Below are 12,744 nucleotides of genomic sequence, written 5' to 3'. Positions count from 1 at the left end.
ATTCTTATTTAATTGACTTTCGTTGATAAAATACCAGACTGCCCGGATGCATTTGTTTTCATCTGCAAAAATACAGGAAAAAACGGTTCCATGCACATCCAACAGTCAAAACAAATGAAATATAGCAAAATGTTACATAATGGATGCATTTTTTTCGGGTTATAATCGTTATTTTTTCAATCATTTTTCTGATATTTGCTAAAAATCTAACGTTATGGAACCTATTCTAAATTTTGCCCAGCTAACGGCCCATCTCAAAAAGCTAAACCATAGAAAACGAATTGCCGTGGTCTGTGCCAACGATCCTAACACAGAGTATGCCATCTCTCGTGCGCTGGAAGAGGGAATTGCAGAATTTCTTATGATTGGAGATTCTACAATTCTGAAGAAATATCCCACGCTCAAACAATATCCCGAATATGTAAAAACTATCCATATCGAAAATCCGGACGAAGCGGCACGCGAGGCTGTCCGTATCGTTCGCGAAGGGGGAGCCGATATTTTGATGAAAGGGATTATCAATACAGACAACTTATTGCATGCCATACTCGACAAAGAAAAAGGGTTGTTGCCGAAAGGAAAAATCCTCACGCATCTGGCAGTGATGGAAATTCCTACTTATCATAAACTGCTTTTCTTTTCGGATGCTGCGGTCATTCCGCGTCCCACGCTACAACAACGCATAGAGATGATTTGGTATGCTATCTGTACCTGCCGCCACTTTGGCATCGAGCAGCCGCGTGTCGCCTTGATTCACTGTACGGAAAAAGTGAGTGCCAAGTTCCCTCATTCATTAGATTATGTGAATATCGTAGAGCTTGCCGAAGCAGGAGAATTCGGAAATGTGATTATTGACGGCCCGCTGGATGTACGTACTGCGTGCGAACAGGCAAGTGGTGATATAAAAGGGATTGTATCTCCTATCAACGGACAGGCAGACGTACTGATATTCCCGAACATCGAATCGGGCAATGCATTCTACAAATCTGTCTCCCTGTTTGCAAAAGCAGAGATGGCAGGATTACTGCAAGGTCCTATTTGTCCTGTAGTACTTCCGTCACGTAGCGATTCCGGCTTGTCCAAATATTATAGCATTGCGATGGCATGCTTACAAGTGTCAAGAGATTGCGAGTGCAGAAAACAGGCCAGTCAGGTCACCAACTCATCATTCTAAATTCACCATTTAAAACTCACCATTCATGAAAATACTGGTTATCAACCCCGGCTCTACTTCTACAAAGATTGCGGTTTACGAAAACGAAACTCCGTTGTTTATCAGCAATATAAAACATTCCGTAGAAGAACTGTCCGCTTTTCCCGAGGTAATAGATCAGTTTGAATTCCGGAAAAATCTGGTATTACAAGAATTGGAGAATAACAAGATCCCTTTTTCCTTTGACGCAATCATTGGACGCGGAGGTTTGGTGAAACCGATACCGGGCGGAGTGTATGAGGTGAACGATGCCATGAAACGTGATACAGTGCATGCCATGCGTACCCATGCCTGCAACTTAGGAGGACTGATTGCCAGTGAACTGGCCGCCACCCTACCCGATTGCCCGGCTTTCATCGCTGATCCGGGAGTGGTGGATGAACTGGAAGATATAGCCCGCATTACAGGTTCTCCGTTAATGCCGAAAATTACCATCTGGCACGCCTTGAACCAAAAAGCAATCGCGCGGCGTTTCGCCAAAGAGCAAGGGACGCAATACGAAGAGTTGGATTTAATCATCTGCCATTTAGGAGGAGGCATTTCTGTCGCAGTCCATCACCATGGAAGAGCCATCGACGCCAACAATGCGTTGGATGGTGAAGGCCCTTTCTCACCGGAACGCGCCGGCACACTTCCTGCCGGTCAACTGATCGACCTTTGTTTTAGCGGTCAGCATACCAAAGACGAATTGAAGAAACGTATCTCCGGACGTGCCGGATTGACTGCTCATTTAGGTACGACCGATGTGCCTGCCATCATCCAATCGATAGAAGAAGGAGATAAAAAGGCGGAACTGATACTGGACGCCATGATTTATAATGTTGCAAAAGCGATAGGCGCCAGTGCTACTGTACTTTGCGGGAAAGTAGATGCTATCCTCCTGACAGGAGGAATCGCTTATTCGGACTATGTGGTTTCAAGGCTGAAAAAAAGAATCTCTTTCCTGGCTCCCATCTATGTTTATCCGGGAGAGAATGAAATGGAGTCGTTAGCTTTTAACGCCATAGGAGCATTGAAAGGAGAATTGCCGATACAAGTTTACAAGTAACATAAACTATTGATTTATCGATTCTATCGGTTTCATCTTATTTTACTCTATACTTTTACCTGCTATCTCCTTATTTCTCAGCATTTCAAGAATTAGGTAAAATGGATGAACCGCAAACCTTGTAGTAACATTTATGGTACTTATTTCTTAAGAAAGAGTTACTTCTTCCAACAAGGCAAGCTCCCAGCTACGCCAAACAATAGTAATTAACTTCAGTTCACCTTTCGCCTTGGCTTCTGCCACCAGCTCATCTTCACTATAACGAAGTAACTGTTCGCGCGCCTCATCAGCAAGGGCACGTATTTCTTTTTCCGAAGCACCGGCTTTTGCATATTTCACCTCAAGCAGATAGGTGAAAGGAGGAAGTACGGGAACCGACAGACTAGGTTTGAAGAAGAAATCTGCAAAGCCTTTATTCAATTCGTATTCCGGATAAAGTTGATAATAACGATACATTCCTAAATAAGCAAGCAAGAAGCCTTTAATGTGCGCTTCACCTTCAATATATTCACGGATACGGCTTTGCTCACGAACAGCGTTGGCGATAAAATCGAACAAAGGTTTCCAATCTCCTCTGAAAGCCATATTCTCAAATAAAGCACTCATCTTGTTCATGTCTATTTTAAAGATATCATGCTTGATGTAGCCTTGTATCAAGAAGTTAAAAAGCTGCTCTCTTACAACTAAATTCGGTACATGCAGGATGGGTCTTCCCACCATATCTACACCTTTGATGGAAAGAAGTCCGAAATAGAATAATAAAGACTTGAAATTACTGGGGTCCGTCATCTCCAATGCAGAAAAATGAGTAACAATGTCAGTAATAATCTCTCCTTGCTCGGCTATTTCCTTTATAACAGAAAAATTCTCTCCCAATCCATGATCTAATTTTATCAAGTATGCCAACTTGTTAAAGTCAGTGCGAATGTTAGGGTCTACAATTTCTTTAGGCTTTTTATGATGAAGTACAAAAGATTTCAGAAAATAAAGTGCCATGTCAGAATTAAACATACACTGTTCCAATGTATCTTCACTAAAGCAATAATTGTCATAATTGGGTTTCATCATGGCAACTATTTCATCTATAGATTCTTGAAGCACTCCCTGCTCTTTATAATATGTCAACATCTCACGCAATTCTTTCTCACTGAATCCAACCAAATCATTAAACCATGAATCATTTGTGATATTGGTTCCGATGTTAAAGCCACTAGTTACATCATCCATCGTCACCGGACTCACTCCGGTAATAAACAACCGTTCAAGAGCAGCTCCGGTTCCGGTAGTGGCAGATTTTATCACGTTAAAGAAGCCACGAATAAAACCTTCGCCATGCGTTGCTTTTCTGTAAAACTCCGTACCGTAAGTTGAAAGAATGGTATTGGTGAAATTATCGTATTCATCAATAAGTAAATAAATACGAATATTTTTCTTACGGGTAGCATAGGAATTAATCGCAGACAGAAAAGCACCGGGTTCTTCTTGTATTTTCTCATCAAGAACATCCCAAATTTCTTTTCCTAACAAATCTTCATACTTAAAGACAAAATCTTTAAGTTTGCTACAACAATGCAGCTTAAACGATAGCTCTACTTCATTGACATTGGAACTCACTTCCGAAAAATTAAATCGCATGATGAGAAACTGATTGTGGAGCTTCGTCGGATGCCGACCTATGTATAGCTGACCAAACAACTCGTCAAACTGTTCAGCATGATTTACGTCATAATAGGCCTCTAACATAGCCAAAGTCAGACTCTTCCCAAATCTACGGGGACGTATCAGAAACAGATAAGGCGGTTGCATCTCTATTTTTTCAATGAACATTGTCTTATCTACATAATAATAATTCTCTTTCTGAATTCGGCTAAAATCAGTTATTCCGTAAGGTATTTGTTTCATCATATTGCGATTCCTTTCAATTTATCTGTCTCTTATTTCTGCAGACTTTTTTCAATATTCTGCAAACGGCGTTCTAATGCTGCATACTTTTCATCCTTTTCTTTTAAAAGACGCTCGTAGAGTTCAGTGATTTTGTCGATAGGATTGAAGTTGTTAACTCGACTATCATTAATACTATCTTCGGTATCAGACTTAACTATACCCATGCTGATGTTTGCCCCACCTGCACTTTGTTCTGAATTATTCACCGTATTATTTTCAAACACCACCGTCTGTGCATCCTCCTCCAAAGTCTTGAGATAATCGAAAGGGACATTCAATGCACGTGCAAAGCGTTGCAACATCTCATCATCAATCACCTTCATCTTCTCATATTTAGAAACAGCAGGTTGTGAGAGATGTACTAATTCACTCAAACCCTCCTGGTTCATATTCTTTTCAATACGGGTACGACGTATATTGCGTCCGTGATGGACTCTCCCAATTGTCAATTCTTCTGTTTCCATTTTTATTTTCTTTCTTTTTAAAATCCAACAAATATACAAATGAAAAGTTTCGCTCGAAGCAAATATACGAAAAAAACGAATAGATGTGATAATATGGATAAAATGAATATTACAACCTGACAAATAGAATAAAATGAATACTTCAAACAGCGTATAATGTGTTAAATTATCACGAACTTTACCGCACGAAAGGGCAACAAAACAAAAGAGCTTACGAACATGAAAAGAATATTGACAAATAAAGAATACAGGTTCATAAAAGAGCTCAAAGAATTGATGACTAAATACAATGCAGTGATCTCTACAGATGCACAAGGAAAAATTGAGATTGTTGTGAATGAAGACGACGAATCATTTGATTTTGAAACAGAAAGCACGATCTATTTAGGAGAATGTTTTTCGGATAATGAGCTAAATGAATTACTGGAAAAGAACTTAGCACACATAATACGAATAAAAGAGGAGTATAAAACAAACTTGTAAACGGATTTATATAATTGAAAAATCATTAATCCAAATTTCTATATAAACACCCCACCAGATTTCTTTAGAACCAACGGCCTCTTCCTTTTAAAGGAAGGGGGCGTTCCTTTAAAAGGAGTGAAGCTTTGGTTTTAAAGCAAGAAAAACGACCTTATTAACAGGTATATTTGCCTGTATCATAAACTTTTTAAATAAAAAAGCTCTTTCAAAGAAATTTTTCTCATATCTTTGCGACGTGTTAAGTTAATAAATTGATTAAGGTCGATTTTTGACTGTTTCGAATCGGGAAGTATGGGGGTACTTTCCGATTCTTTTTTGGGGAGGATATAATAAGGTGTCTTTCATCTTTTTAAAGGTTTTAATAAACTGGATAAATCTAATATATACTAACTCTATATATAAAACAGTTCAACTCCGGAGGATACTAATAAAAAAGAAGGCTGTTTCAAAATTAAATTTGAAACAGCCTTCATTATATATAGAAGCTATCGCTTTCTTACTTCTTTTCCGGTCTTGGCAACAATACCTTGCGTGAAAGTTTGAATTTACCAGTTTTCGGATCGATATCAATCAATTTTACTTCGATTTCATCACCTTCTTTGATTCCGGCTTCTTCTACTGTTTCCAGACGTTTCCAGTCAATTTCGGAGATGTGCAGCAAACCATCCTTGCCCGGCAAGAATTCGATAAATGCACCATAAGGCATAATAGAACGAACTTTACCTTTATAAACTTCGCCTACTTCAGGAACAGCAACGATTGCTTTAATCATGCGCATTGCATCATCAATACATTTCTTGTTTGTTCCGGAAACTTCGATGCGTCCCATACCATCAATTTCTTCGATAGTAATCACAGCACCAGTTTCTTCCTGCATACCTTGGATGATCTTTCCACCAGGGCCGATCACAGCACCGATGAATTCTTTAGGAATTGTCATCGTTTCGATACGTGGAGCATGTTCTTTCAGGTCGGCACGTGGTTCAGCAATTGTTTCAGTAATCTTATTAAGGATATGCATACGTCCTTCTTTAGCCTGGTTCAAAGCACGTTCCAGAATGTCGTAAGACAGACCGTCTACCTTGATATCCATCTGTGTAGCAGTGATACCATCTTTTGTTCCGGTCACCTTGAAGTCCATATCTCCCAAGTGGTCTTCGTCACCCAGGATATCAGACAATACAGCATATTTTTCTTCGCCCGGATTCTTAATCAATCCCATAGCGATACCCGATACCGGTTTCTTGATCTTCACACCTGCATCCATCAATGCCAATGTGCCGGCACATACGGTAGCCATAGAAGAAGAACCGTTAGATTCGAGGATATCTGAAACCACACGTACTACATACGGATAGTCAGCAGGAATCTGTCCTTTCAAAGCACGCCAAGCCAAGTGACCGTGACCGATTTCACGACGGCCTACACCACGTTGTGCTTTTGCTTCGCCTGTAGAGAAAGGAGGGAAGTTATAATGTAACAAGAAACGTTCTTTTCCGTGTTCCAAAACATCGTCGATAATCTTCTCATCCAGTTTTGTACCCAGAGTAACAGAAGTCAATGACTGTGTTTCACCACGAGTAAAGATAGCAGATCCGTGAGGGCCAGGCAGAGGACCAACCTCACACCAGATCGGACGGATTTCAGTAGTCTTACGACCATCCAGACGCTTACCTTCGTCCAAAATAGAACGGCGCATGGCTTCTTTTTCTACATCGTGGTAGTAACGGTCGATCAATGCAGCCTTTTCGTCCAACTCTTCTTCAGAGAATTGAGCTTTGAATTCTTCGCGGATCGCTTCGAAAGCAGCAAAACGTTCGTGTTTGTTGTTGTTTCCGGAAGCGGCAACTGCGTAAGCCTTGTCGTAACATGCTTCGCGAACAGCCTTGCGCAAGTCTTCGTCGTTTACTTCGTGGTTGTATTCGCGTTTTACAGTTTTTCCAACCTCTTCAGTCAACTCCATCTGCGCTTTGCAATGAATCTTGATAGCTTCGTGAGCTACCTTCATTGCTTCCAGCAATTCAGCTTCAGATACTTCATGCATTTCACCTTCTACCATCATGATGTTCTCATAAGTAGCGGCTACCATCAAGTCCATGTCAGCTTTTTCCAGTTGTTCAAAAGTAGGATTGATTACGAACTGACCATCGATACGTGCTACACGTACTTCAGAGATCGGTCCGTTGAAAGGAATATCTGAAACGGCAAGTGCTGCAGAAGCGGCAAGTCCTGCCAATGCATCCGGCATATCCACACCATCAGCAGAAAAGAGGATGATGTTCACATATACCTCTGCGTGATAATTATCGGGGAATAAAGGACGGAGAGCACGGTCTACAAGACGGCAAGTAAGAATCTCATAATCAGAAGCTCTACCTTCTCGCTTGGTGAAACCACCAGGGAAACGGCCGAATGCCGCAAATTTTTCTTTGTACTCTACCTGTAAAGGCATAAAATCTGTTCCGGGAACTGCATCTTTAGCGGCACAAACAGTAGCTAACAACATGGTGTTGCCCATGCGGAGCATTACAGAACCGTCTGCCTGTTTTGCCAACTTTCCCGTCTCGAGTGTGATGGTTCTTCCATCAGGTAACTCGATTGTCTTAACAATTGGGTTAATCATAAAAATTGTTTTATCTATACTTTTTCTTTCAAAATTCCTGCAAAGATATACATTTATCGTGGTAATCAGGTGGAAATGAGGTAAAAAGTTAGTGGTGAACTGATTTTTTTTCAAAATTAGGATGAAGAACCCGGCAAAATGCTTTGACTAATCTCGAAAAGAAGTATATTTGCATCTCGTTAATAACACACACTATATGAAAAAGGTTACTTTTGCAGCGCTCGCCGCACTTACTATTACTGCTTGTAGTTCCGGTCCTAAATTCCAGGTGAACGGGGATGTATCAGGAGCCGATGGTAAAATGCTTTATCTCGAAGCTTCCGGTCTGGAAGGTATTGTTCCGCTCGATTCAGTGAAGCTGAAGGGGGAAGGTACATTCAGTTTCAAGCAGCCTCGTCCCGAATCACCCGAATTTTATCGCTTGCGGATTGACGACAAAATCATCAATTTTTCTGTAGATTCTATCGAAACGATTCAGATCAAAGCGCCGTATGTGGATTTCTCCACAACTTACACGGTGGAAGGTTCGGAAAACAGCAACAAGATAAAAGAGCTGACGCTGAAGCAGATCCGCCTGCAAAAAGAGGTGGACGACTTGCTGGCAGCTTTACGCAGTAACAGAATGGGGCATGATGTGTTTGAAGACAGTCTGGCAACGTTACTCAACAATTACAAGGAAGATGTCAAAGTGAACTATATTTTCGCTGCTCCCAACACGGCAGCCGCTTACTTTGCCCTGTTCCAAAAACTCAATAATTACCTGATATTCGATCCGTTGAACAATAAAGATGATGTGAAATGCTTCGCTGCTGTTGCTACGAGCCTCAACAATGCGTTCCCTCATGCCGTACGTTCCAAGAACCTTTATAATATTGTAATTAAGGGGATGAAGAACACACGCCAGCCACAGGCGAAAGCATTGGAGATTCCTCAAGAGAAAATAGTGGAAACCGGAATTATCGACATCGCCCTGCGTGACGTGAAAGGAAATGTGCGCAAACTGACCGACCTAAAAGGAAAAGTCGTATTGCTCGATTTCTCTGTATTCCAGTCGCCTGCCGGATCTCCTCACAACCTGATGCTTCGCGAACTATATAATGAATACGCAAAACAAGGACTGGAAATATACCAGGTATCTCTCGATGCGGACGAACACTACTGGAAAACTGCGGCAGACAACCTTCCTTGGGTTTGTGTACGCGATGGAAACGGAGTGTATTCTACCAACGTGGCTGTATATAATGTTCGTCAAGTTCCATCTATCTTTTTGATTAACCGTAACAACGAATTGAAGCTTCGTGGCGAAGATATCAAGAATTTGGAAGCAGCTGTCAAGTCATTGCTCTAAGTTGTTATAATTTAGCATATTTCATTTAAATATGTTACATAGCATCTTTTTTCACTTGACACGTATCACTTAAAAGTCTATCTTTGCAAAGAAATAATGATAAGAGGGTTCCAACATGGCTCATGTTGGAATTCTTTTTTGTTTATATGACCATTTAAAACAATTAAAGGAGGAAAACATCATGGCTTATATGTCAGAAGAAGGTTACAAGAAACTGATGGCGGAACTGAAGGAACTGGAAACAGTGGAACGCCCGAAGATCTCTGCGGCAATAGCCGAAGCCAGAGATAAAGGAGACTTGTCGGAAAATGCAGAATACGATGCCGCCAAAGAGGCGCAGGGTATGCTTGAAATGCGCATCAACAAATTGAAAGCTACCATTGCAGACGCAAAAATCATTGATGAATCTAAGCTGAAAACAGATTCTGTACAGATTTTAAATAAAGTGGAACTGAAGAATGTAAAGAACGGTATGAAGATGACTTATACCATCGTTTCCGAAAGTGAAGCTAACCTGAAGGAAGGAAAGATTTCCGTTAACACCCCGATTGCACAAGGTCTGCTTGGCAAGAAGGTGGGTGATGTAGCCGAAATCACTGTTCCACAAGGTAAAATTGCATTGGAAGTAGTAAACATATCAATTTAACGTAAAGGCAGGTCTCCTTGTGGGGCTTGCCTTCATTTATCAATAAAAGTTATGGCAACAATATTCAGTAGAATCATCGCAGGCGAAATCCCCTGCTACAAGGTGGCGGAAAACGAAAAGTTTTTTGCGTTTCTCGATATCAATCCGTTGGTAAAGGGACACACATTGGTGGTGCCCAAACAGGAAGTAGACTATATTTTCGATTTGAGCGATGAGGACCTGGCTGCTATGCATGTATTTGCAAAGAAAGTGGCCCGTGCCATTGAAAAAGCTTTCCCCTGTAAAAAGGTGGGCGAAGCGGTTATCGGACTGGAAGTTCCTCATGCACATATTCATTTAATTCCTATTCAAAAGGAATCGGATATGTTGTTCTCGAATCCGAAACTGAAATTGTCGGATGAAGAATTCAAGTCCATAGCACAAGCAATCAACTCCTCTCTATAAAACATGATGATGAAATAAGCAAGAGCGTTCTGTGAAGGACGCTCTTTTTTTATTCCATGCCTTGAAACAAAGTGTTCCCCGGTGTGAAACGAAGTGTTCCTCACCGAGGAACAACCTGTTCCACACCGAGAAACTTTTATCGCTCCTTACTTTCGGCAACTTCTACCAAATAAACTCCGATACAGATAAAAATAATGGCAAACGTCTGCGTCCAGCTAAAACGGTCTTGTCCCAAAGCAAGGGAGGCAATAGTTGCCACAATCAGAATCAGATAACCATAAATGGCAACCACCGTTGTCTTCAGATATTTCAAACCGACAGGCAACAACATATAACTGATAGTGGTCGGGAAAATCAATACGAACATCAGGATAAGGAAAGGTGTCCAATGGAACGGCATGGAAAATACCGGAGCATCAAATCCCGTAATGAACGTTACTATTATAGCAGATACGGCAGCACCGGAAAAGGTATAGCGCAACATGGTTATTGCTCCGATGGCAGTCAAGATACGCTGACTAAGAATCAGATAGACAGCATATACCACAGAGCTAAGAAGACAAAGCATATTTCCCGTGAAAGCATCGGACGCCAAATCATCACTTTGCTGGGTTAAAATACAAACCAATGCTCCTATCAGACCGATAGAAATTCCTATTATTTTTTTAGTGGTCGCCTTCTCCTTATAAAAGAATATCATCATGAGAAAAACCCAAATAGGCTGGAGGCTGGTAAAAATAGAACTGGAAACAGGAGTTGTTTTACTCAATCCGGCCAGGTAGAGAAACATAAAGCCATAAAGTCCCAAGGCCCCCAACAGGAAAAGGAGCCATTTATCTTTGGCGGATGATTTTTCCGGAGGCATAAACCACCCGATTACCCAAAAGGCTGCTGCCGCAAACGTGCAGCGAAGGGTTGCTCCTGTCAGCGGACTCATCCACAAAGGCAGAAGATACTTCAGGGCATTCATATTTAACCCGCTAAAAACTTTCGAGACGGCCATGCTAAGATTGGCTTCCAGTTTCTTATTCTTCATTTTTTATTTCAATTGGTCGTTAAACAAAAAGGTATGACGACGCCGGTATGCCCAGAAAAGAGTAACAACAGTAATCAGCAGATTAAAGATAAACGGAAACTCTTGCGATTGGGTATGGAATACCCACTGGAAAAAATCGACGATAAAGGGATAGAGCAAAATAGCCAGGTAGTTCATCATCATCACAAATGCCAAAGCTAATGTGGTCTTTTGCGGTAATGCGGTCTGCGTGGTCTTGTCATAAAGCATGGGCTGGATAATGCCATACCCTAAACCGACCAGAATACACCCGGGAATAATCAGCCACTCTATCGGAGCTATCCAGATTAATAATAGTCCCAATGCCATCGACAACAGGCTATATGCCTTCGTACGTTCTTTAAGCAAGCCTACAATTTTATCCAGACAGAAGCCCGGAGCCGTGATAGCCAGGAAGAAAAGCGAAATCATCAGTCCGGAATTACCACTGGAGAAATGATGCTTTTCCATTAAGAAAGGCAGATTGAAGATCACTACTATTACGATATATGTAATCACCCCATAGAAAAGCATCAATTCTATCAAATGCTTGATGTGAATACCATATTTACTGCCTCCAATGTCTATGGCAGACTGTCGGGTAGCTTTGCTGTCGTCCGCTGAATTCGTCTCCGGCAAAGTCACCGTCGCCGCATTCGCAGTTGCTACATTTGCCGCCGCCGTAGTAGTAGCAGTAGCAGCAGTAGCAGACGAAGAAGATGCCGTAAAAGCGACTTCTCCGGACCGGTCTTCTTTCAAATGTCCCACCAGCAGAATGGAAACCAACGGAAGAAGATAAACAAGAAAAGGTAGGTGCCAACTGACTTCTGCCAGATAACCTGTCACGGCAGTTGCTATCACTAACGTAAAATTAGTTATGGCCGAACTCAACCCGAACTGTTTCACCCGATAAGTTCCCACAAAATATCTGGAAACCAGTCCGGTAGACAAAGGGATAATAAGTCCGGACCCGATGCCGAGCAGAGCACTAACCACAATCAACTGCCACATTCGATTGGATATCAGATACAGAACACCGCTTGCGGCAAAAAGCCAGAGTCCGACTTTCAATACACGGACATAATCGACTTTCTCCGTCAGTTTACCACCCAGCAATATAAAAGGTATGATGAGCAATGATGGCAGTGATGTCAACATCTGTATGTCCAGATCCGTAGCTTTCGGAAATATCTTTGTAAGGTCACCCAATATGGGTGAAACAGCGAGTCCTGGCAATGAAGTCAATGCCGAAATAGACCAAATGGCAATTAAAGTGATAAGAGGAATTGTTCCTCGTCCCGTCTGTATCTTCATAATGCTTATTCGTTAAAAGTTTAGGTTTGAAGAAAACAATAGTCGCTTTATAAAGTTCATTTATTCACCACAGAGGACGCAGAGGACACAGAAGGGAATCTTGTTCATGCCGGTACCGTTTTGAATAAAATAATGGAGTATTCTGGAAACGTTGTGGTAAATC

11 protein-coding genes are annotated in these 12,744 nt (G+C 41.5%); 6 read left to right on the top strand and 5 right to left on the bottom strand.

Translation table 11 applies throughout. From position 1 onward, the window contains the following. Nucleotides 1–214: 214 nt before the first annotated feature. Entirely contained in the window at nucleotides 215–1,174 is a 960-nt protein-coding gene (locus DW862_RS15125; protein WP_087317828.1) for a phosphate acyltransferase, read from the top strand. 25 nt (nucleotides 1,175–1,199) lie between these two features. Beyond that, a complete protein-coding gene (gene buk / locus DW862_RS15120; protein WP_008018575.1) occupies nucleotides 1,200–2,261 on the top strand; it encodes a butyrate kinase in 1,062 nt (353 codons plus the stop codon). A gap of 147 nt (nucleotides 2,262–2,408) precedes the next feature. Here the strand turns inward: buk and DW862_RS15115 are convergent, their stop codons facing one another. Together DW862_RS15115 and DW862_RS15110 are read right to left on the bottom strand one after the other, a co-directional pair. Then, nucleotides 2,409–4,166: an ATP-binding protein gene (locus DW862_RS15115; RefSeq protein ID WP_120069103.1), complete on the bottom strand. Its 1,758-nt coding sequence runs from the start codon at nucleotides 4,164–4,166 to the stop codon at nucleotides 2,409–2,411. Between the two features lie 29 nt (nucleotides 4,167–4,195). Next, nucleotides 4,196–4,669 carry a helix-turn-helix domain-containing protein gene (locus tag DW862_RS15110; protein ID WP_004316645.1) on the bottom strand — a complete coding sequence of 158 codons (474 nt, stop codon included), beginning with the start codon at nucleotides 4,667–4,669 and terminating at the stop codon, nucleotides 4,196–4,198. A gap of 219 nt (nucleotides 4,670–4,888) precedes the next feature. Here DW862_RS15110 and DW862_RS15105 point away from each other — a divergent pair, with 219 nt between their 5' ends. Beyond that, a complete protein-coding gene (locus DW862_RS15105; protein WP_009040167.1) occupies nucleotides 4,889–5,152 on the top strand; it encodes a hypothetical protein in 264 nt (87 codons plus the stop codon). A gap of 496 nt (nucleotides 5,153–5,648) precedes the next feature. On the opposite strand, the gene pnp is transcribed toward DW862_RS15105, so the two are convergent. After that, nucleotides 5,649–7,775 carry a polyribonucleotide nucleotidyltransferase gene (gene pnp, locus DW862_RS15100; RefSeq protein ID WP_004311937.1) on the bottom strand — a complete coding sequence of 709 codons (2,127 nt, stop codon included), beginning with the start codon at nucleotides 7,773–7,775 and terminating at the stop codon, nucleotides 5,649–5,651. 196 nt (nucleotides 7,776–7,971) lie between these two features. Here pnp and DW862_RS15095 point away from each other — a divergent pair, with 196 nt between their 5' ends. From DW862_RS15095 to DW862_RS15085, 3 genes are all read left to right on the top strand, one after another. Beyond that, nucleotides 7,972–9,123: a TlpA disulfide reductase family protein gene (locus tag DW862_RS15095; protein ID WP_120069099.1), complete on the top strand. Its 1,152-nt coding sequence runs from the start codon at nucleotides 7,972–7,974 to the stop codon at nucleotides 9,121–9,123. A gap of 181 nt (nucleotides 9,124–9,304) precedes the next feature. After that, nucleotides 9,305–9,769: a transcription elongation factor GreA gene (gene greA / locus DW862_RS15090; RefSeq protein WP_032811363.1), complete on the top strand. Its 465-nt coding sequence runs from the start codon at nucleotides 9,305–9,307 to the stop codon at nucleotides 9,767–9,769. A gap of 51 nt (nucleotides 9,770–9,820) precedes the next feature. Beyond that, nucleotides 9,821–10,213: an HIT family protein gene (locus DW862_RS15085; RefSeq protein WP_008026146.1), complete on the top strand. Its 393-nt coding sequence runs from the start codon at nucleotides 9,821–9,823 to the stop codon at nucleotides 10,211–10,213. Between the two features lie 136 nt (nucleotides 10,214–10,349). Here the strand turns inward: DW862_RS15085 and DW862_RS15080 are convergent, their stop codons facing one another. Further along, a complete protein-coding gene (locus DW862_RS15080; protein WP_004316636.1) occupies nucleotides 10,350–11,249 on the bottom strand; it encodes a DMT family transporter in 900 nt (299 codons plus the stop codon). A 3-nt stretch (nucleotides 11,250–11,252) separates the two neighbouring features. After that, nucleotides 11,253–12,581: an MFS transporter gene (locus DW862_RS15075; protein ID WP_120069096.1), complete on the bottom strand. Its 1,329-nt coding sequence runs from the start codon at nucleotides 12,579–12,581 to the stop codon at nucleotides 11,253–11,255. Nucleotides 12,582–12,744 lie beyond the last annotated feature (163 nt).

The organism is Bacteroides sp. AM37-9 (assembly GCF_003603455.1).
Classification (GTDB): Bacteria; Bacteroidota; Bacteroidia; order Bacteroidales; family Bacteroidaceae; genus Bacteroides; species Bacteroides xylanisolvens.
This window is presented reverse-complemented; position numbering and strand designations above follow the sequence as displayed.